We start from the raw sequence: 19562 nt of genomic DNA, 5'->3' as shown, positions 1-19562 counted from the left end.
ACGCCGGGCGACACGTCCGCGGCGGCCGGCCGGACGGGTTCGGGTGCGGTCAGGTCCTGGCGGAGCACGGAGACGTGGACGCCGCTCAGCTCGGGGCCCGGCACGGCGCCGAGCTCGTCGGCGAGCAGCGTACGGATCGCCTCGTAGCGCCGCAGCGCCTCGGCGGGCCGCCCGGCCAGGTAGAGGGCGCGCATCAGCTGCGCCCAGGCGGCCTCGCGCAGCGGAGACCGCGTGGTGAGCTCCTCGGCGACGAGGGCCGCCCTGTCGTACTCGTGCTGCTGGAGGAGCACGGTGGCGCTCAGCTCACCGGCGGCCATCCGGATCTCCTCCAGCCGGGAGATCTCGCGGGCGGCGAAGGCGTGGTTGGCGGCGTCGGCCAGGGCGGCGCCCCGCCACAGGCCCAGGCCGTTCTCGATCTCATGGCGCGCGTCGTCGAGCCGTCCCTGGGACAGCAGCTCGCGGGCGTGGGTGACCGACTGCTCGAAGCGGGTCGAGTCGCGGGTATCGGGCGGCGCGTTGAGCGTGTAGCCGGCCGGTCCGCTCACCAGCACGGTGCCCTGCCCGCGCCGCGTACGGCCCGGCTCCAGCACGGCACGCAGGCGGCTGATGTGGGAGTGGATGGAGGAGACGGCGCCCGCGGGCGGACGACCCTCCCACAGGTCGTCGCACAGGCGGTCGGCCGACACCGGGTGGCCGTCCTCGACCAGGAGGCGGGTGAGCAGCACGCGGCGCTTGGGCGGGCCCAGGTCGAGCCGGACCTCGCCGGACCATGCCTCAAGCGGGCCCAGCAGCCCGAACATGACACGGTCGCTCAATGGCTCGCCTTCCACAGTGTGGGCGCCATGACGTCGTCGGTCTCGCGTGCGCCGAGGGGGAAAGAGAGGGTCGGCCGCTGCCGATCGGCACCCGACAACATCGTGCCCCGGCTGACTGTTCACCTGACAGGTCGAAAACTAATCATTCTGTCGCGTTTCCGGCGGACTATGACTTCGCACGCTGGGGCTACGCGAAGCCGGTTGTTCATTCGAATGCTCACATCGCACGCAATGTTGTCTTAGCGTTACGGAGAAGATCATAAGGAGGGGAGGACGGCGCGGGGAACCGACGACCGACGACCAGGGATTGAAACCCGTAGCTCGACCATCCTGGAAGGAGGAGGCGCTTCCTCCTCGGCGTGCGCGCCAGGGTCCCTGCGCCAGAAACAGATGACCCCCCAAACCCGACGGTTCGCGAGTCTCGGCGAGCGGCTGCAGGCGGCGCGACACCGGTCCTTTGTCGGCCGTTCCGCGGAGCTGGAGCTGTTCCGTACGACGCTGGACCGCGCCGCCGACTCCTTCGCCGTGCAGTTCGTGACCGGTCCCGGCGGTATCGGCAAGACGACCCTGCTGCGGCGGTTCGCCCACGAGGCCGCCGAGGCCGGGCGGGTCGTGGTCGAGATCGGCGAGCACCGGCCGCCGCCGTCCCCGGAGGCGTTCGAGTCCGAGGCGATCAAGATGTTCACCGACGAGCCCGCGGTGTTGCTCGTGGATGACTTCGAGACGTACCGGCCGCTCGAAGACTGGCTGCGGGACCGGTTCCTGCCCCGCCTGCCCGCCGGTTCGCTCGTGGTCTTCGCGGACCGACGGCCGCCTGGATCCATGTGGCTGTCGGACCCGGGCTGGAAGGACGTCCTTCAGGTGATCACCCTGGGCGACTTCTCCCGCGATGACGCGGTCGCCCTGCTGACCGCGCGCGAGGTGCCGGCCGTCCGGCACCCGGCGGTGCTCTCCTTCTCCGGAGGCCATCCGCTGGCGCTGTCTCTGGCCGCGTCGGCGATGGACGACGCGGCCGGCGGCGAGGGCGCCGGATGGACGCCGTCCCACGACGTGATCGGCGCGTTGCTGACCCGCCTGGTCGGGCCGGTTCCCTCACCGCTGCACCGGCAGGCGCTGGAGGTCAGCGCCCACGTGCGGACGACGACCGAGGGACTCCTGCGCGCCGTGCTGTCGGAGGCCGACGCGGGTGCCCTGTTCGACTGGCTGCGGCGGCTGTCGTTCATGGCGTCCGTGCCGTCGGGCATCCGTCCCCACGAGGTCATCCGCGAGGCGCTCGACGCCGACCTGTCCTGGCGCGATCCGGAGCGGTACCAGGACATGCACCGCCGGCTCATCCGCCACTACGTCGGTGAGGCGCGGACCGCCCCGGACTCGCCGAGCTTCGCCCAGTTGGAGGCACTGATGTACCTCCTGTGGCACGGCTCGGGCCTGTTCGCCGAACAGGAGGAGTTCGACTTCCGCGAAGACGTCGTCCGGGCGGGCGACCGGAGAGCCGTCCTGGACATCACGCTCGCGAACAGCAACGCCGAGACGGCCGCCATCGTGGACTTCTGGCTCGAACGGCGGCCCGAGGCGTTCTCCGTCTACCGGAGTTCCGAATCGGGGGAGCCGGCCGGGTTCGTGCTGACGCTCCGGCTCACCGAACCCGACGCCGAGGAGAACGCCGTCGACCCGGTCGTGGCGGAGGCATGGTCGTACGTCCGCCGGGTGAGCCCGCTGCGCGAAGGCGAGCACCTGGCCCTCGCGCGGCTCATGCTGGCGCGCGAGGCGTTCCCCTCGCCGGTCTCGGACCTCATCGCCGCGCGGCTCGTGACGATGGCGGTGCAGGCCGAGGGCGTGGCCTGGACCTGCATGGTCGTGTCGGACCCGAAGCGCTGGCAGCGGTTCGCCATCTTCGGCGAGCAGGACCCGCTGATGGTGCGGGTCGGTGACCTTCTCTTCGGCCTGTTCTGCCGGAACTGGCAGGAGACCAGGCTCGACACGTGGCTCGAACAGCTCATGCCGCGCCGTACGCCCGCGGCCTGGCGGGCGCCCCGTCACCGCGCCGTGCGCACGTACGCCGTGCTGTCGCGGGCCGAGTTCGACGTGGCCGTCCGTGGCGCGCTGCGCTCGTGGAACCGGCCGGACGAACTGGCGAACAGCCCCCTGGTCCCGGCCCGCGTGGTCGCCGAGACGGGCGGCGAGCCGGTCGAGGCGCTGCGCAGAGTGCTGCACGAGACGGTGGAGAAACTCGCCGCCGACTCGCGTGAGGTGAAGCTGTATCGGGCGATCACGATGACGTTCATGCAGAACACCCCGACGCAGCAGGCCGCGGCGGAACGGCTGGGCCTGCCGTTCAGCACCTACCGCCGGCATCTGACCCGCGGCCTCGAACGCGTCTGTGAGCTGCTGTGGCATCGGGAGCTGCTGGGCGTGAGCGGCGTGGACGCGTCGTGACCGGGCGGGGTGTCAGCGGGACGGGTCGCGGTCGAACAGCCTCTTCGACCAGAGGTAGCCGGCCGTCGCGATGCCGACGCACCAGGCGATCGCGATGACGCCGCTGTCGCCGATCGGCCCGCCCATCAGCAGGCCGCGCAGGGTGTCGATGACCGGGGTGAAGGGCTGGTACTCGGCGAACCAGCGCAGTCCGGCCGGCATCGAGTCGGTGGGCACGAAACCACTGCCCAGGAACGGCAGGAGCATCAGCGGCATGGGCGCGTTGCTCGCGGACTCGGGGGTCTTGCTGAACAGGCCGAGCCCGACCGACAGCCAGGTCAGCGCCAGGACGAGCAGCGTGAGCAGGCCGACCGCGGCGAGCCACTCCACGAGGTCGGCGGTGGGGCGGAAACCGATCGCCAGCGCGACGGCGACGACGAGCGCCATGCTGAGCAGGTTCTGGATCACGCTGCCGACGACGTGCCCGGTCAGCACCGAGGCCCGGGAGATCGCCATGGTGCGGAACCGCGCGACGATCCCCTCGGTCATGTCCATGGCCACCGACACCGCCGTCGCCGTGGCGGCGCCGGCGATGGTCATCAAGACGATGCCGGGCGTCACAAAGTTGACGTACGCGTGCCGGCCGCCCGCGACGCCGCCGAGCCCGTTGCCCATCGTGCCGCCGAAGACGTAGACGAATATCAGCAGGAAGACCACCGGCATCCCGGCGATCATCAGGGTCATGGACGGGTAGCGCAGCATGTGGCGGAGGCTGCGGCGCAGCATCGTCGCCGAGTCGCGCGCGGACAGGGCCAGGGTGCTCATCGAACGGACTCCTTGTCGGGTCGGCCGGTGAGGGTGAGGAAGACGTCGTCGAGATCGGGGGTGTGGACCGACATCTCCTCCACCTCGATCGAATGGTCGTCGAGCCGGGCGAGCAGGGTCCGTATCGACCGGACGCCGCCGTCGCTCGGCACGCGGAGGGCGAGCCCGTCCTCATCGGCGGACACCTCGCCGAGTGCCCGCGTGGCCGACCGCAGCGCGTCGAGGTCGGCGAACCGCAGGCGGATGTGACCGCCGGGGATGAGCCGCTTGAGCTCGGCGGCCGTGCCCTCGGCGATCAGCCGCCCGTGGTCGAGCAGCGCGATCCGGTCGGCGAGCTCGTCCGCCTCGTCCAGGTACTGCGTGGTGAGGAAGATGGTGACGCCGCCCGCGACCAGGTCGGAGATGATCTGCCACATGGTGCGCCGGCTGCGCGGGTCCAGGCCGGTGGTCGGCTCGTCGAGGTAGATGACGCGCGGGTCGCCGACCAGGGTCATCGCCAGGTCGAGCCGCCGTCGCATGCCCCCGGAGTAGGTGGCGGCGGTCTTGCGCGCCGCGTCGGTCAGGTCGAACCGTTCGAGCAGTTCGGCGGCGCGGCGGCGGCCTTCCGCGCGCCTCAGGTGGTGCAGGTCCGCCATCAGGAGGAGGTTCTCCTCGCCGGTGAGGAGCTTGTCGACGGCGGAGTACTGGCCGGTGACGCCGATCGCCGCGCGTACGGCGTCGGGCTCGCGGGCGACGTCGTGTCCCGCGACGCGCACCTCGCCGCCGTCCGCGCCGATGAGCGTGGACATGATCTGCACCATGGTGGTCTTGCCGGCGCCGTTGGGGCCGAGCAGGGAGAAGATCGTTCCCTCGGCGACCTCCAGGTCGACGCCGTCGAGCACGACCTTGTCGCCGTACGACTTGCGCAGCCCCGTCGCCGTGATCGCAGGAGCGGTGGTCATGGTCCCTCTTCCGGTCGTGGTGGGTCAGGGGCGGCGGATGACGATGTCGCCGTAGCCGGTGCGCGCGTACACCTCGACGGTGCTCTCGGACTCGCCGGGGCCGTCGCCGGCCTTCAGGTCGCTGCGGACGGTGCCGTACTTGGAGCTGACGTCGAGCCAGGCGGCCGTGCCCTCACGGACCCCGAGCTCCAGCTCTCCGAAACCGGTCTCCAGCACGACCGAGCCGCGGACGACCTCGTCGATCCGGACGCTGCCGTACGCGGTCTTGGCGTTGACGGCGGACAGGGCACGGTGGACGTTGATGTCGCCGTTGGCCGTGTTCAGCCGCGCGTCCTCGGTGACCTCACCGATCGTGATGTCGCCGTTGGCGGTCTTGACCACCGCCGCGCCGTCGATCTCACCGATCCAGATCTTGCCGGTGGAGGTGCTCACGTCGATGTTCCCGTCCGACCGGGCGACCGAGACGTCTCCGGCGGACGAACGCAGCTTCAACGTGCCGGTCTGGTCGAGGCGGACGGAGCCGACGGCGGTGTCGAAGCTGGACGTGCCGATGCGGCCCTGGCTGCGGTAGCTCGCCCAGCCCTTGGCGTCGACGCGTGAGCCGGTCGGCAACTCGATCGTCACGTCGAGCGACGGCGGGCGGCCGACGAGCGCGCGAAGCTTGTTCTTGGGCCCCCTCACGAAGAGCCGGCCGCCCGCGTACTCGACCTGGGTCTGCTCGGCGGCGGTGACGTCGCTCTCCCGGGCCGGGTCGCCCGGGCGCACGTCGACGACCGTGTCGGTGCGGTCGCCGGCGTTGATCTGTACCCGGCCGGACGGGATGTCGATGACCGCGGTGATGGGTTCGGGGGTGTCGTATGTCGGCATGGCGGTGCCCTCTCAGTGGCGTCGGCCGGTGGTCCGGTACGGGAGATGGAGGCGGGTGGCGTCAGCGGACCCAGCCCGTGTAGCGCTGTCCGAGCTGCGAGCCGCCGCCCGGGCGGCCGCCGCCCTGGTCGCCGAGTTCGAGGGCGACGGTCACGGCGCGGACGAGCCAGGCGTTGACCGACAGCCCCATGCGGTTCGCCGCCTCGTCGATGCGCGGCTTGAGATGTTCGGGGAGGCGCAGGGTGATCCTCGACGTGCCGCCGCCCTCCTCGGGCTCCGACGCGGCGGGCGGCCGTACGCCCATCGTGACCTCGATCGCGCCGGCGAGCGCGCTCCGCAGACCGCCCCGTGACGTCTCATCTGACGTCACCTCGGTCGGCGGTGGCGTCACAACGAAGTCAGGGTCGCGTCCGCGCAGGCGCACCTCGACCGAGCCCGGCGCCAGGTCGGTGGTGATCTCGTCCGCGGCGGCCGACAGCGCCTCGAGCATGGCGAGCCTGGCGGCCGACTCGAGCGCCGTGCTGAGCCGTTCGGCGATGGCGCGGACGTCATCTCCCCCGGCCTCGGCGGCGACCGCGAGCTCGCGGCGGAGGTTGGCGATGTACGGGGTGAGATCCATGACGTCATCATGACATCACTGCGACGTCATTACAAGTGGTGGCATGTCGATGTGACGTCACCGCGCGGACAGGACGTCACATCATCGGCGAACGCGAAGTCGGCCGCAGGACTCCGGGCGTGGCGGCCCGGTCAGGCCTCTTCGTCCTCGGCGCTCTCCAGCTCGTGGGCCTGCGCGGCGAGGGCCTCGCGCTGCCGGCGCACTTTCAGCACGCGCTCGTTGGCCGACACGTGCTTGTACGGCTCGGCCGGCACGACCGGGACGCCCCTCTCGGCGGCGGCAGCAGCCAGGGCCTCGCCCACCTGGGGCAGCGTGCACAGCGCGAGCGCGGAGAACAGGCCGGTGGTCGACTGCTTGTTCCGCTGGATCCGCCCGCGATGGACGATCTCGCAGGCGACGTGTTGCGGTGCGTCTTCCTCTTCCGCCGCCTCGATCTGCTCTTCGAGGTCGACCGTCATGGCGAGCAGAACCTGAAGGACCTTGGTGACCGCCCACTTGCGGCCGGGAACCGGAGGCAGCCGGGTGCGCAGGTCGTCGATCGCGAAGTCCCAGACGGCGCCGACGGCGAGTTCCGCGAGGCTGCGGGTGCGGATCTCGGTGACCTTGCCCCACGCGACCGTGTCACCGTCGAACCCGATCTCGTCGGGCCCGATCTCGATCGCGCCGAGCCGGTCGAGCGGTGCGAGAAGCCGGCCCGTCAGGCGAGGCGCCTTCGGGTGCGCGGCGACGATCCCGCCGATCGACAGCTTCCACGTCTCGGCCAGCGGAAGCGCGGGCGGCCGGACGGACTTGAGCTGGTTCAGGACCCAGTCGTCGGCCTGTCTGGCGGTCGCCACGGCGTTTCGGCCGGCGGACTGGACGGCCTCCTTGTCCAGACTCGCGGCCTTCTCCCGGCCCGCGTTCGCGGCGTCCCGGCCCTTGTCCAGACCCGCGCCGGCCGCCTCCCGGCCCTTGTCCAGGCCCGCGCTCGCCGCGCGCCTGGCGTCGCCCACCCGATCTCTCAGACCCATGACTGTGCCGTCCCGCCGTCGATCATTCTGCATGCATCATGCCGTACGGGTCCGCGTGCCGGTTCCACGGCCTGAAGGCCGCCGCGTCCTGCGACGAGTCCGTCCGAGCACCGCGTCTCGAGGCGTCGCCGGCCGGCTCGGAACGCCGTCACCATCGCGGCCGGGAGGGTAGGACGCCCGGTCATCCACCGTTCGCCCGGTCTCGGGCGGCCTTTGGGTGCGGCTCCACGACACCGGAGGCGGCGGGCCGCTCGTGCCGATGGGCGGCCGACCAGGCGAGCAGTGCCAGAACGCAGAACCCGGCTGCGGCCGTGGAGGCGCCGCCCCAGCCCCAGCGGTCGTACGCCGCCGTGCCCGCCGTCGTGCCGAGTGCTCCGCCGACGAAGTAGACGGTCATGTACACGGTGGTGATCCGCGACCGGGCTCCGTCCACCAGGTCATAGAGCACCGCCTGGTTGGTCACGTGCACGGCCTGGCTGCAGGCGTCCATGAGCAGCGCGCCGGCGACCAGCCAGGCCGGCCCGTATGTGCCGGCGGCGAGCACGCCGAAGGAGCCCAGCAGCAGGACGAGGGCGGCGCCGGTGATCGGCCACGCCAGGTTCCGGTGCCGGTCCAGCAGCCGTCCGCCGATGAGCACACAGCCCGCGCCCGCCGCGCCGACCAGCGCGAAGAGCCCGATCTCGGTCTGCGTGTAGCCGAACGACCGGCCCGCCAGCAGAAACGTCACCGTCGTCCAGAAGCAGCTGAACGCGGCGAACTGGGCCGCGCCGACCAGCGACCGCCAGCGCAGCACCGGCTCGCTCCGCGCCAGTCGTACGACGGCGCGCATCTGGGCGAGATAGCCGATCCCGACCTCGCGGGCGCCGGCCGGCAGCACGCGGCCCACCGTGATCGCGGTAACGGCCATCAGCACGGCCGCGACGGCGTAGACGCCGCGCCATCCGGCCGCGCCGGCCACGACGCCGGCGAACGTACGGGAGAGCAGGATGCCGAGGAGCAGGGCGCCCATCAGCGTGCCGATGATCCCGGCGCGCTGGTGGGGAGAGGCGAGGGTGGCGGCGTACGGGATGAGCATCTGCACCACGACCGAGGAGAGGCCGATGAGCACGGCCAGCGCGCTCAGCACGCCCAGACCCGGCGCGGCGGCGGTGGCCGCGAGCGCCACCGCGTCGATCGCCAGCAAGGCGGTGAGCAGGGGCCGGCGGGCGACGATGTCGCCGAGCGGCACGACCAGCAGCAGCCCGGCGGCGTACCCGAGCTGCGTCGCGGTGACGAGCGCGCCGGCGGAGGACTGGGACGTCCCCAGATCGTGGGCGATGCCATGGACCAGCGGCTGCGCGTAGTAGATGTTCGCGATCGTGACGCCGCAGGTCAGCGCCAGCAGCCGGACCAACGTGCGCGACAGGGCCATGATCGCTTCCTCCCCGTCCGGGCTTGTCGGCCGCCTCCGGCACCCTAGTCCGGCGATAGGACGCCGGCGAGGGCCGGGGCGTCCGTCGTCGGTCAGTGTCGAAAGCCGTACCGGCCGCGAAGGCGGACGAAGCAGGCCGGGATCAGGATCCTCCGGCGCTCCAGCCCGGCCGCCGTGCGCTCGAACAGCACCACGTCCTCCCGCCCGCCCGGTCCGATGGGCTGCACGAGCCGGCCGCCGGGCCGGAGCTGCCCGGCCAGCGGCGCGGGCACTTCGGGGTGGGCGGCCGACACGATGACGGCGTCGTAGGGAGCACGTTCCGGCACACCGCCGCTGCCGTCGCCGACGCACGGCTCGACGTTGGTGACGCCCAGCCGGGCGAGGTTCCGGCGAGCCTGCCGGGACAGGTCGGGCCACCACTCGATGGTCACGACGTCCGCGCAGAGACGTGCCAGCAGCGCGGTCTGGAAGCCCAGGCCGGTGCCGACCTCCAGCACGTGTTCGCGCCCTTCGAGGCGGAGGCCTTCGATCATCCGTGCCGACAGCGACGGCTGCGTCGTGACCTGCCCGTGGCCGATCGGGAGGGGCACGTCATCGTAGGCGCGCTCGACCTGGTCGGCGGGCACGAACTCGGCGCGCGGCGTCGTCCGGACGGCCTCGATCACCCGCTCGTCGCGGATCCCCGCCGCCCGTACGAGCCGGACCAGACCCTCCGGACGGGGAGCCGCGGTCACCTCGCTCTTCTCCCGCGGGTGCAGACGAACGTCACGGGTCCCGGACGATCATCCGCTCGTTGATCCTGCAGTGACGGAACCATCGCTTGCAGATGGCGTTCTGTGTGGCGGTCTGGCCGCCGATGTTCTGGTTCGTGATGTTCTGGTTCCCGCGGATCACCGACGGGTCGTTCACGTCGAAACTGTTCTTGTTGAACCTCCCGTTCCCGGCGTGACTGATGACGCTGCTGTTCCCGCGGGTGGAGCCGGCTCCGCCGCCACCGGTGGGGGTCATCGCCGCACTCACGCCGGGCGCCGGTGCCAGCGCGGCCGCCATGACGGTGGCCGCCGCGACCAGTGCGCCCCGGGTCGTCCGGCTGAACGGTCCCAGCGTGCGGTGATGGGCCATGGCGCGGTGATACCCGCACCCGTACGACGATCACCGGCGCGGGTGATACGGGGCGCCGATGATTACTGGCTCTTTGCCGTCAGGGTGCTGGATAACGCGCTAAATCCCCACTCTCGGGACATCAGCCGCGCCGGTCGGCGTCCTGTGTGCGGAGCGCGTTGAGGATGGTCTGGTGGGTGATCCAGCCGACGATGGCGGTCCTGTCGTCGTCCAGCACGGGAACACCCGTGCCCTGCGTGGTGACGAGCACGTGCAGAACGTCGGCGAGGGCGTCGTGGGCGACGACGGGGGTCGGCAGTTCGGCAAGGTCGCCGATCGTGGCGGGTGGGCGGTCGCCGTCGGTGAGCGCCTCGGCGGCGGCGCGGGCGGTGACCGTGCCGCGGTACCGGCCGTCGGACGCGGTCACGGGCAGGACGCCGTGGTCGGAGGTGACCAGCACGCGGGCCGCCTCCTCCAGCGCGGTTGTGTCGGGAAGCGACGGGGGGACGGGCTCCATCACCTCGCCGACCGGCGTGGTGGCCAGCGGGTTCACCGGCTCGTGGGCGTCGAGGTGGACGCCCCGGCGCCGGAGCTTGAGCGTGTAGATCGTGTCGCCGGACAGCACACGGCTGACGACGGTCGCCAGGACGATGGCGAGCATGAGCGGCAGGATGATCGAGTACTCACCGGTGAGCTCGAACATGATGATCACTGCGGTGATCGGCGCGCGGGCCGCTCCGGCGAACACCGCTCCCATGCCCACCAGCCCGTACGCCCCGGGGGAGGTGGCCAGGCCCGGAGCCAGGTGATGCGCGACGATGCCGTACGCGCTGCCGGCCATGGCGCCCATGAACAGGCTGGGCGCGAAGACGCCTCCCGAGCCGCCGATACCGATGGTGAGGCTGGTCGCGAGGGCCTTGCCGACCAGCAGCAGGAACAGGAAGCCGACGAGGTAGCGGCCGCCGATGGCGTTCTCCAGGACGGGATAGCCGACGCCGTACATCTGGGGCAGCGCGAGGAGCAGGCCGCCGAGGGCCAGTCCGCCGACGGCCGGGCGGAGCCACTCGGGGCCGCGCCAGGCCCGGTCGCACAGGTCCTCGATGAGGTAGAGCACGCGGGTGAACCCCACACCGGCCGCTCCGGCGAGCACTCCCAGCAGAGCGTACAGCAGATACTCGGCCGGGTGGCTCACGTGGAAGGCGGGCAGTCGCAGGAACGCGGTGTCGCCGAGCGCGGCGCGGCCGACGACGCTGGCGGTCACGCTCGCCAGCACGACCGCGCCGAAGGACTCCGCGGTGAAGTCGCGCAGGATGAGCTCCATCGCGAAGAACACCCCGGCCAGGGGCGCGTTGAACGTGGCCGCGATCCCGCCGGCGGCGCCGCAGGCGACCAGGACGCGAAGCCGGTTCTCGGTCAGCCGCAGGGCCTGTCCGATGCTGGAGCCGAGGGCGGATCCGATCTGCACGATCGGGCCCTCGCGGCCGACCGAGCCGCCCGACCCGATGCACAGCGCCGAGGCCAGGGATTTGACCACCGCGACTTTCGGGGCGATCCGCCCGCCGCGCTGGGCCACCGCGAACATGACCTCGGGCACCCCGTGGCCGCGTGCCTCGCGCGCGAACCGCTGCACCAGCGGCCCGTACAACAGCCCGCCGACGACCGGGGCCAGTAGGACGAACCAGGGTCCCAGCCAGGACAGACGCGGGTTGGACGCGTGTCCCGCCGCCGAGTAGTCGGCGTGTCCGGAGAACAGGTGGGTGAACGTCACGATCAACCAGCGGAACGCGATCGCGCCGAGCCCGGCGCCGGCACCGACCACCAGCGCCGTCACCAGCAGTCCGGACGGCGCCTCCCGCAGGCTCGTGGCGGCGGCCGCGAGACCCCGCCGCGCGCGGATCGGCCCGCGTCCCTCGTGGGCGGGGGAGGTGGGGGGACATGCGGAGACGCGAGGTTCTTTGCCGGGGGACATAATTGCATTATGCAATGTTCGCCGGTGCGGGATGTACCGGCCCCGGGACCCGCGACGGGCCGGTCGTCAGATGTCGCTTCGACGAGTACTCGGCCTGCTCAGCGCGAGTCGCCGTGTGCCGAGGTGACCGGTGCCTGGAGCAGGCCGACGATCGCGTCGATCATTCCGGTGGCCGCTTCGTGCCAGGTGGCGCGGGCGGTGGGCAGTCCGTCGGCCAGGGCGCGTTCGCGCTCGGCGGTCATGTGCACCATCAGCTGGCGGATCATCTCGTCGCGTTCGGCACGCACCTCGGCGGGCAGTTCGGGGAGGCACCGCTTCGTCTCCTCCACGGCCCGGCTCAGTGACGGTGACGTGAGCGACTCGGCGGTCATGATGTCGCGCAACTCCGGATCGGTCATCACCTGCGCGGCGAACCGGGCGAACCAGCTGGGGCTGTCCAGCGTGGCCAGGTGCTCGGCGTTCGGGCGTACGAAGCAGGCGATCCAGTCGCGAAGATCCGTGGAGCCGGTGGCCTCGGTCACCATCCGTACGCGGATGCGCTCGATGTCCTCGGTGTGCCGGCGCACGATCGCGCGGACCAGGTCGGTCTTGGTGCCGAAGTGGTAGTTGACGGCGGCGTTGTTGCCCTGCCCGGCGGCCTCGCTGATCTGACGGTTGGACACGGCGAACACTCCGTGCTCGGCGAACAGCCGCTCGGCCGCGGCAAGGATCGCCTCTCGCGTCGCCTGCACTCGCTCGGCGCGTGCCGTTCCGCCCGCCATGTTCGCCTCCTCGCCGTCGTACCGGCGGACCGTGCGGTCCTCCGGCGACCCGTCCTTCGCCTCGTCTGCGGATTCTCCGCCGCGGCGGCGGGGTCCGAGGGAGCGTAACCGGTCGAGCGGCGCGCCGAGCACCCGCCCGAGAGCGGCGGGCGCGCGTGTCCCTCTTCGCCCGCGCGCGTCGCTCTTCTCCCCGGCGCGACCTGCTGCAATCAGTGAAGCTCTTCCGCTATGCTAAGTCAATCAGTTGATTTAAAATCGAGCGCCAGGCACGCTCCCCCGATGGAGGTTCGCGCACCTCGTGATGCCGGGCGATCGACGCGAGTTCCGCCGCATCGGCACCCCTGGACATATGTACGGAGGCTCGACCCATGTCCCACGCCCAACCCCCCTCGCCAGGGGTGGCTGCCCCGCCGCGGACGAACATCGTCGTCGCGGTCCTCGCCTTCGGCGGGATCGTGGTCTCGCTGATGCAGACGCTCGTGGTGCCGATCGTCCCTGAGCTTCCGCGGCTGCTGCACGCCACCGCGTCGAACGCCGCCTGGGCCGTGACCGCCACCCTCTTGGCCGCCGCCGTCGCCACCCCCGTGATGGGACGCCTCGGCGACATGTACGGCAAGCGCCTCATGTTGCTGGTCAGCCTGGTCGTGTTGGTGGCCGGGTCGGTCGTGTGCGGTTTCAGCAACTCCCTGACCCCGATGATCGTTGGGCGGGTCCTGCAGGGCATGGCGTCCGGCGTCATCCCACTGGGCATCAGCATCATGCGCGACGAGCTGCCCGCCGAGCGGCTCGCCGGCGCCACGGCGCTGATGAGCGCCTCCCTGGGGGTCGGCGGAGCGCTGGGCCTGCCCGCCGCCGCGCTCATCGCCGACCGCTACGACTGGCACGTGCTGTTCTGGGTCTCCGCCGGTCTCGGCGCCCTCGTCACCTTGCTGGTCCTGGCGTTGGTGCAGGAGTCGAAGGTGCGCAGCGGCGGGCGGTTCGACCTGCTCGGCGCGATCGGCATGGCGGCCGGCCTGGTCTGCCTGCTGTTGGGGATCTCCAAGGGGGCCGACTGGGGATGGACCAGCGGGACGACCCTCGGCATGTTCGGCGCCGCCGTCGTCATCCTGTTGCTGTGGGGCTGGTTCGAGCTGCTCTCCGGGGAGCCGCTGGTGGATCTGCGCACCACCGCGCGCCGTCAGGTGCTGTTCACCAACCTCGCCTCGGTGGCCACCGGCTTCGCGATGTTCGGGACGTCCCTGATCCTGCCGCAGCTGCTCGAGCTGCCCAAGGCCACCGGGTACGGCCTGGGCCAGTCCGTGCTGCACGCCGGCCTGGTCCTGGCCCCGACGGGCCTGGTGATGATGGCCATGGCCCCGCTGTCCGCCCTCATCACCAAGAGCATGGGGCCGAAGGTGACCCTGATGCTCGGCGTCCTGATCGTGGGCGCCGGCTACGGGCTGAGCATCGTGATGCTGCACGCCGTCTGGGAGCTCCTGGTGACCTCCTGCATCATCGGCGCCGGCATCGGCTTCGCCTACGGCGCGATGCCCGCGCTCATCATGGGCGCCGTGCCCGCATCCGAGACGGCCGCCGCCAACAGCCTCAACTCCCTGATGCGGTCCCTCGGCACGTCGATCTCCAGCGCGGTCGCCGGCGCCGTACTGGCCAAGATGACCACCACCTTCGGCAGCGTCGCCCTGCCCTCCCTGGAGGGTTTCCGCACGGTGATGGCGATCGCCGGTGGCTCCGCCCTCCTCGCCTTCCTGCTCACGCTGTTCCTGCCCCGCCGCCGGGCCGCCGTCGCGTCGGCGATGCCCACGAGGACACCCGAACCCGTGGGCGTGCCCGCGGCGCCGCTGCCGATGCGGGCGACCGTCTCCCCACGGGTCGGCGGCGGGTCTTCGACGTACGCGCCGGCGTTCGCCGCCGCCGGGGCCGTTCCGGGCGATGGGGCGAGCGCCGGGATTCTGGTCGGCGGGCGTGTCCACAGCGCGAACAACACGCCGGTGACCGGGGCCGCCGTGACGCTGATCTCGCTGGAGGGACAGCAGCTCGGCCGGTCGCTGGCGCAGAGCGACGGCTCCTACGGCATCGGTGTGCCGCGCGCCGGCTCGTACTTTCTGATCGCCTCGGCCGCGGGCCACAAGCCCCATGCCTCGACGATCGTCGTCGGCGACATGCCCGTGCCGTACGACATCCTGCTCGGGAGCGGCAGCGGCCTGGCCGGTACGGTGCGGGCCGCGGACAGCGGGGCACCGGTCGCCGGCGCGGTCATCGTCGTGACCGACGTCCACGGTGACGTCCTGACCACCGGGCAGTCCGACGCGCTGGGCGAGTTCACCGTCGACGACCTGACGCCGGGGATCGTCACCCTCGCGGTCAACTCGCCCAAGCACCGGCCGCTGGCCCTGCCCGTCGAGATCGAGAGCGGGCAGACCACCCGCGTCGACGTCCGCCTTGAGCCGGGGGCACAGGTGCGGGGCACGATCCGCGGAGGAGGCGCACCACTCAGGGACGCGCGCGTGACGATCGTCGACGCCGCGGGCAACGTGGTCGCCACCACCACGACCGGGCTCGACGGTGAGTACGCCTTCGCCGACCTGGACGGCGGCGTCTACACGGTCGTCGCGACCGGCTACCGGCCACAGTCCGCCGAGGTGGTCGTGACCGGCGGCGACGTCGACGGCCACGACCTCGAACTCGCCCCCGGCGACGAATAGCCGCCCCGGCCCGCGGGCGCCCCGTCGCAGGGGCGCCCTCCTCGCCGGGGTGCGCCGCCTGCCGCCCCCGGCCGTACGGAAGAAGAGAAGAGAGACGCCATGCCCCTCAGCGCGCGAGTTCGTGCCCGCAACGGCTGGGCCGTGCCCAGTGCGGTGCTCACGGTGACCGACATGACCGGCGCGCAGATCATGCGTGCGGAGGCCGACGCCGAGGGCGCCATCGCCGACGACACCCCCCTGGCCCCGGGCCGCTACACCGTCATCGCCACCGCCCCCGGCTACACGCCCGCGGCGTCGACCGCGCTCGTCACCACCAGTGGCCGCGCCGAACTCGGCCAGATCGTGCTCGGCCGCCAGGGCGGCGCCGAGCTGCCCCCGCCGGGCCCGTGGACCATCGACCCGGCCCACTCCTCCGTGGCGGCGGTGGCCCAGCATCTGGGGCTGTCCAGCGTGCGCGGCCACTTCACCGACTTCGGCGGGCGCATCGAGATCGCCCCGGACGCCGACAAGTCCCGGGTCGAGGCGGTGATCCGCGCCGCCTCGATCGACACCCGCAACGGCATGCGCGACGACCACCTCAGGACGGGCGACTTCCTGGCCGCCGAGCAGCATCCGGAGATCACCTACCGCTCGACCGGCCTGACGCCCGCCGGTCCCGACCGCTGGACCGTCCACGGCGAGCTCGGCCTGCGGGGCGTCACCCGCCCCGTCGACCTGGACCTCACCTACCTCGGCACCGGCCCCGACCCCTGGGGTGGCGTCCGCGCCGCCTTCCGCGCCACGACCGAGCTGCGCCGCGAGGACTTCGCGATCACCTACAACCAGATCCTCCAGACCGGCATGGCGATGGTCGGCACCACCCTGAAGGTGGAGCTCGACATCCAAGCGGTGCAAGGGGAGGCTCTGCCGCAGGCCTGAGCAGCGGAGGGGCGTACGAACTTGTTCGTAACGAACATGTTCGTTATGGTGTGGTCATGGCTCCGAGAACCCGTGCGCCCCGCAGCCGCCGCGAGCGGCCCGCCAAGCCCGCCCTCACCTACGAGGGCATCGTCGCCACCGCGGTCCGGCTCATGGAGGACGAAGGTCTGCGGCGGGTCACCATGCGGCGGCTGGCGCAGGAGCTCGACACCGGGCCGGCGTCGCTGTACGTGTACGTGGCCAACACCGCCGAGCTGCACGCGGCGATCCTGGAAGAGCTGCTCGGCGCCGTCGACCTGACGCCGGCCGCCGCGCGGGGAGACTGGCGCGACCGGCTCGCCGCCGTGCTCGGCTCCTACACCCGGGTCCTGTTCCAGCACCCCGACCTCGCCCACTCCGCGCTGGTCGCCCGCCCGTCGGGCCCGAACTACCTGGCGCTGGTCGAGGCGATCCTCGCCCTCCTGCACGAGGGCGACGTGCCGGACGGGCAGGCCGCGTGGGGTGTGGACGTGCTCCTCCAGGTGGCCACCGCCACCGCGGCCGAGCAGTCCGTACGCGACCGCGACGCCGCCGCCGAGGACGAACACCTCGCCCTCATCGCCGCGCTGCGCGCGGTCTCGGCCGAGACGCATCCGCGGATCGCCGCCCTCGCCGACGACCTCGTCTCCGGCACTCCCGAGCAGCGCCTGACCTGGATCTTCCGCGCCGTGATCAACGGAGCCCGCGCCACTCCGCGGACAGCGGACTGACATCACGTCCGTACGTCCGCGCCCTCAGCGAACGAAAGGCAACCCTCATGACCGCACCCCACCACCCCATCGCCGTCATCGGCGCCGGCCTCGGCGGCCTGACCCTCGCCCGCGTCCTGCACGCAGGCGGCGTCGAGACGCCCGTCTTCGACCTCGACGCCGACCGCCACGCGCGCACTCAGGGCGGCATGCTCGACATCCACGAAGAGTCGGGTCAGGCCGCCCTGCGCGCCGCCGGGCTCCACGACGACTTCCGCGCGCTGGTGCTCCCCGGCGGGGAGGCCATGCGGATCCTGGACAAGCACGCCACCGTCCTCATGGAACGGCGCGACGAGGACTCCGGCCACACCCGCCCGGAGGTCGACCGCGGGCTGCTCCGCGACCTGCTGCTGGACTCCCTCCCGGACGGGACGGTGCGCTGGGACTCCAAGGTCGACGCCACCCGTACCCTCGGCGACGGCCGGCACGAGGTCACCCTCGCCGACGGTGCCGTCTTCACCACGGACCTGCTGATCGGGGCGGACGGAGCCTGGTCCAGGGTCCGCCCGCTCGTCTCCGGCGCCCGGCCCGCCTACACGGGGGTGTCCATGGTCGAGTTCGATCTCCGGGACGCGGACGTGCGCCACCCGGAGGCCGCGGCCGTGGTCGGCGGCGGCATGCTCTTCGCCCTCTCCGACGGCCGGGGATTCCTCGCGCACCGGGAGTTCGACGGCAGCCTCCACATCTACGCCACCGTCAGGGCCGACCGGTCCTGGCTCGACGGCATCGACTTCACCGACGCCGAGACGGCGAAGAAGGCCGTGCTGGAGGAGTTCGCCGACTGGCACCCCGACCTTCGCGCCCTCGTCTCCGACGCCGACGGCGAACTGGTGCCCCGTTCGATCGTCGCCCTGCCCGTCGGCCACCGGTGGGACCGGGTGCCGGGGGTGACCCTGCTGGGCGACGCGGCCCACGTGATGTCGCCGTTCGCCGGCGAGGGCGCCAACATCGCCATGCTGGACGCCGCCGAACTCGCCCAGGACCTCCTCCGCCACCCCGGCGACACCGAGACCGCGCTGGCCGCCTACGAGGAGGCCATGTTCGACCGCGCCGAGGAGGCCGCCGCCGGTTCAGCCGCCAACCTCGACCTCTGCCTCGCCGACGACGCGCCCCGCGGCCTGGTCGCCCAGTTCGCCGCCGCTACCCCTGGGGCGAACGGCTGATCAGACGCCGGAGGAGAGCACGGCTCTCCTCCGGTGGGAGGGCCTCGTCCTGCTCGATGCGGTTCCACGTGTCGGTGAGGTCCACGGCGGCGAAATGGGTGCCCAGTGCGCTGTGGACGAGCGCGAGCCGGTCGCTGACCTCAGGGAATTCGAGCAGGTCGAAGGGGTTCGCACGCGCCTCGTAGAACCGCGCGCCACGCGGGACCACCCGGACCGTGGTGTCCGGACGCAGGCCCAGGTCGAGGAGGTGGCGCAGCTGGTCCACCATGACCTCGGGCTCGGAGAGCTGCAGGGTCAGCGCGCCCTCGTCGATGATCACATCAAGGTCGCGGCGCCGGCCGCCGGGGCGGTGGCGCTGGCGGTTGTCCAGCAGGTCCCATTCGGCGTCCACGTCGCATTCGGGGTCGATGCGGGGGGCGACGTGGCGGACATAAGCCTCCGCGCGCGCCAGGTACGGGACGGTCAGCACGCCGTAGGTGCGGATGACCGAGGCTTCCGACTCCATGATCAGTACGTCGCGGGTGGCGGGTTTCAACCGTTCGGCGTGGGCGTTCAGCCACTCGGGTCCGTTCGGCCGGGCCGCCAGATCGATCACCACCTCGGCCACCATGGACCCGCGGACCTGGTAGCGATCCATCATCCGCTCCACCTCGACGGGCGAGGGCCACGCGAACCCGGTCTCCACCCGGATCAGCCAGTTCGGCCGGCATCCGAGCTGCACCGCCGCCTCGTCGTACGACAATTCAAGGAATTCCCGAATTGTCCGTAAGTAAAGCCCGAGCCGGCGTGCATTGATGTTTGGTTCGCCATGGTCTATAGGCATGAGGATCTCCCACTCCATTGTCGTGCGGTATGGACCCAATATGCCACTCGGGGTCTCGGCGAAGCGCATGATCGCCGCATTCGTCGGTGTCGTCGCGGGTGGACGACACGCCGGTGGGGAGTCGATTTCGGCGTTCTTGTGTGAGCGGAGAATTCCGCTCACACAAGAACTCTCCCCGCTTCGGATCGTGAGATCGAATTCCCCGACACTCACGGAACTTTCAAGCCGTCGGTCATCCCCACTGGCCGGGCTGGTAGTCGCCGGCGGGCTGCCGGGTGATGGCGTTCATCCGGTTGTAGGCGTTGATGAGGGCGATGAGGGATACCAGGGCGGCGAGTTGGTCTTCGTCGTAGTGTTCGGCGGCGTTGGTCCAGGCTTCGTTGGTGACGCCGCCGGCGGTGTCGGCGAGGCGGGTGCCTTGTTCGGTGAGTTCG

At 71.7% G+C, this 19562-nt stretch carries 18 protein-coding genes and 1 pseudogene; 6 read left to right on the top strand and 13 right to left on the bottom strand.

The window, feature by feature from the left end; all coding sequences use genetic code 11:
• Positions 1–815: AfsR/SARP family transcriptional regulator (locus ACFFNX_RS16540; protein ID WP_378202138.1), on the bottom strand; the 815-nt coding region annotated here is incomplete at its 3' end.
• 390 nt (positions 816–1205) lie between these two features.
• On the opposite strand from ACFFNX_RS16540, the gene ACFFNX_RS16535 reads away from it, so the two are divergent.
• Entirely contained in the window at positions 1206–3251 is a 2046-nt protein-coding gene (locus ACFFNX_RS16535) for a P-loop NTPase (protein ID WP_378202135.1), read from the top strand.
• A 12-nt stretch (positions 3252–3263) separates the two neighbouring features.
• Here ACFFNX_RS16535 and ACFFNX_RS16530 read toward each other — a convergent pair whose 3' ends face one another.
• The 10 genes from ACFFNX_RS16530 to ACFFNX_RS16485 all read right to left on the bottom strand — a co-directional run bounded on the left by ACFFNX_RS16530 (position 3264) and on the right by ACFFNX_RS16485 (position 12734).
• Positions 3264–4055: an ABC transporter permease gene (locus tag ACFFNX_RS16530; RefSeq protein ID WP_378202132.1), complete on the bottom strand. Its 792-nt coding sequence runs from the start codon at positions 4053–4055 to the stop codon at positions 3264–3266.
• Positions 4052–4996: an ATP-binding cassette domain-containing protein gene (locus ACFFNX_RS16525; protein ID WP_378202128.1), complete on the bottom strand. Its 945-nt coding sequence runs from the start codon at positions 4994–4996 to the stop codon at positions 4052–4054. Before ACFFNX_RS16525 ends, ACFFNX_RS16530 begins: the two co-directional genes overlap by 4 nt.
• Before the next feature lie 24 nt (positions 4997–5020).
• Positions 5021–5863 carry a DUF4097 family beta strand repeat-containing protein gene (locus ACFFNX_RS16520; RefSeq protein ID WP_378202125.1) on the bottom strand — a complete coding sequence of 281 codons (843 nt, stop codon included), beginning with the start codon at positions 5861–5863 and terminating at the stop codon, positions 5021–5023.
• Positions 5864–5924: 61 nt separating this feature from the next.
• Entirely contained in the window at positions 5925–6482 is a 558-nt protein-coding gene (locus ACFFNX_RS16515; RefSeq protein WP_378202122.1) for a hypothetical protein, read from the bottom strand.
• A 131-nt stretch (positions 6483–6613) separates the two neighbouring features.
• Positions 6614–7492: a hypothetical protein gene (locus ACFFNX_RS16510; RefSeq protein WP_378202119.1), complete on the bottom strand. Its 879-nt coding sequence runs from the start codon at positions 7490–7492 to the stop codon at positions 6614–6616.
• Positions 7493–7673: 181 nt separating this feature from the next.
• The gene (locus ACFFNX_RS16505) at positions 7674–8903 is read right to left on the bottom strand and encodes an MFS transporter (RefSeq protein WP_378202116.1); all 1230 of its coding nucleotides are present in this window, start codon (positions 8901–8903) and stop codon (positions 7674–7676) included.
• Between the two features lie 92 nt (positions 8904–8995).
• Complete coding sequence (locus ACFFNX_RS16500) at positions 8996–9637, bottom strand: protein-L-isoaspartate(D-aspartate) O-methyltransferase (protein ID WP_378202113.1); 642 nt, start codon at positions 9635–9637, stop codon at positions 8996–8998.
• A gap of 31 nt (positions 9638–9668) precedes the next feature.
• Entirely contained in the window at positions 9669–10025 is a 357-nt protein-coding gene (locus ACFFNX_RS16495; RefSeq protein WP_378202110.1) for a hypothetical protein, read from the bottom strand.
• 121 nt (positions 10026–10146) lie between these two features.
• Complete coding sequence (locus ACFFNX_RS16490; protein ID WP_378202107.1) at positions 10147–11973, bottom strand: chloride channel protein; 1827 nt, start codon at positions 11971–11973, stop codon at positions 10147–10149.
• 98 nt (positions 11974–12071) lie between these two features.
• Positions 12072–12734: a TetR/AcrR family transcriptional regulator gene (locus tag ACFFNX_RS16485; RefSeq protein ID WP_378202104.1), complete on the bottom strand. Its 663-nt coding sequence runs from the start codon at positions 12732–12734 to the stop codon at positions 12072–12074.
• Between the two features lie 368 nt (positions 12735–13102).
• Here ACFFNX_RS16485 and ACFFNX_RS16480 point away from each other — a divergent pair.
• The 5 genes and pseudogenes from ACFFNX_RS16480 to ACFFNX_RS16460 all read left to right on the top strand — a co-directional run.
• Positions 13103–14527: pseudogene (locus tag ACFFNX_RS16480) on the top strand (MFS transporter); the annotation flags it as partial.
• Entirely contained in the window at positions 14528–15436 is a 909-nt protein-coding gene (locus tag ACFFNX_RS16475; RefSeq protein WP_378202144.1) for an MSCRAMM family protein, read from the top strand.
• Positions 15437–15535: 99 nt separating this feature from the next.
• On the top strand, positions 15536–16354 hold the full coding sequence (locus ACFFNX_RS16470; protein WP_378202101.1) for a YceI family protein: 819 nt from the start codon (positions 15536–15538) through the stop codon (positions 16352–16354).
• A 56-nt stretch (positions 16355–16410) separates the two neighbouring features.
• The gene (locus ACFFNX_RS16465) at positions 16411–17103 is read left to right on the top strand and encodes a TetR/AcrR family transcriptional regulator (RefSeq protein ID WP_378202098.1); all 693 of its coding nucleotides are present in this window, start codon (positions 16411–16413) and stop codon (positions 17101–17103) included.
• Between the two features lie 47 nt (positions 17104–17150).
• Positions 17151–18305: an FAD-dependent oxidoreductase gene (locus tag ACFFNX_RS16460; RefSeq protein ID WP_378202095.1), complete on the top strand. Its 1155-nt coding sequence runs from the start codon at positions 17151–17153 to the stop codon at positions 18303–18305.
• Here ACFFNX_RS16460 and ACFFNX_RS16455 read toward each other — a convergent pair.
• On the bottom strand, positions 18283–19146 hold the full coding sequence (locus ACFFNX_RS16455; protein WP_378202091.1) for a helix-turn-helix domain-containing protein: 864 nt from the start codon (positions 19144–19146) through the stop codon (positions 18283–18285). The two genes, ACFFNX_RS16460 and ACFFNX_RS16455, sit on opposite strands and share 23 nt — an antisense overlap.
• Positions 19147–19360: 214 nt before the next feature.
• A partial coding sequence (locus tag ACFFNX_RS16450) for a carboxymuconolactone decarboxylase family protein (protein ID WP_512699849.1) occupies positions 19361–19562 on the bottom strand: 202 nt, incomplete at its 5' end.

The organism is Actinoallomurus acaciae (assembly GCF_042429965.1).
GTDB classification, from domain to species: domain Bacteria; phylum Actinomycetota; class Actinomycetes; order Streptosporangiales; family Streptosporangiaceae; genus Actinoallomurus; species Actinoallomurus acaciae.
Note: the sequence above shows the minus strand (reverse complement) of the source record. Positions and strands in the feature narration are given on the sequence as shown.

Bases quoted from the DNA above. Each gene is read 5' to 3' on its own strand.
- ACFFNX_RS16490 (WP_378202107.1), bottom strand. From the start codon at position 11,973: ATGTCCCCCGGCAAAGAACCTCGCGTCTCCGCATGTCCCCCCACCTCC.
- ACFFNX_RS16510 (WP_378202119.1), bottom strand. From the start codon at position 7,492: ATGGGTCTGAGAGATCGGGTGGGCGACGCCAGGCGCGCGGCGAGCGCG.
- ACFFNX_RS16520 (WP_378202125.1), bottom strand. From the start codon at position 5,863: ATGCCGACATACGACACCCCCGAACCCATCACCGCGGTCATCGACATC.
- ACFFNX_RS16530 (WP_378202132.1), bottom strand. From the start codon at position 4,055: ATGAGCACCCTGGCCCTGTCCGCGCGCGACTCGGCGACGATGCTGCGC.
- ACFFNX_RS16460 (WP_378202095.1), top strand. From the start codon at position 17,151: ATGACCGCACCCCACCACCCCATCGCCGTCATCGGCGCCGGCCTCGGC.
- ACFFNX_RS16515 (WP_378202122.1), bottom strand. From the start codon at position 6,482: ATGGATCTCACCCCGTACATCGCCAACCTCCGCCGCGAGCTCGCGGTC.
- ACFFNX_RS16535 (WP_378202135.1), top strand. From the start codon at position 1,206: ATGACCCCCCAAACCCGACGGTTCGCGAGTCTCGGCGAGCGGCTGCAG.
- ACFFNX_RS16455 (WP_378202091.1), bottom strand. From the start codon at position 19,146: ATGGAGTGGGAGATCCTCATGCCTATAGACCATGGCGAACCAAACATC.
- ACFFNX_RS16475 (WP_378202144.1), top strand. From the start codon at position 14,528: ATGCCCACGAGGACACCCGAACCCGTGGGCGTGCCCGCGGCGCCGCTG.
- ACFFNX_RS16470 (WP_378202101.1), top strand. From the start codon at position 15,536: ATGCCCCTCAGCGCGCGAGTTCGTGCCCGCAACGGCTGGGCCGTGCCC.
- ACFFNX_RS16505 (WP_378202116.1), bottom strand. From the start codon at position 8,903: ATGGCCCTGTCGCGCACGTTGGTCCGGCTGCTGGCGCTGACCTGCGGC.
- ACFFNX_RS16525 (WP_378202128.1), bottom strand. From the start codon at position 4,996: ATGACCACCGCTCCTGCGATCACGGCGACGGGGCTGCGCAAGTCGTAC.
- ACFFNX_RS16495 (WP_378202110.1), bottom strand. From the start codon at position 10,025: ATGGCCCATCACCGCACGCTGGGACCGTTCAGCCGGACGACCCGGGGC.
- ACFFNX_RS16465 (WP_378202098.1), top strand. From the start codon at position 16,411: ATGGCTCCGAGAACCCGTGCGCCCCGCAGCCGCCGCGAGCGGCCCGCC.
- ACFFNX_RS16485 (WP_378202104.1), bottom strand. From the start codon at position 12,734: ATGGCGGGCGGAACGGCACGCGCCGAGCGAGTGCAGGCGACGCGAGAG.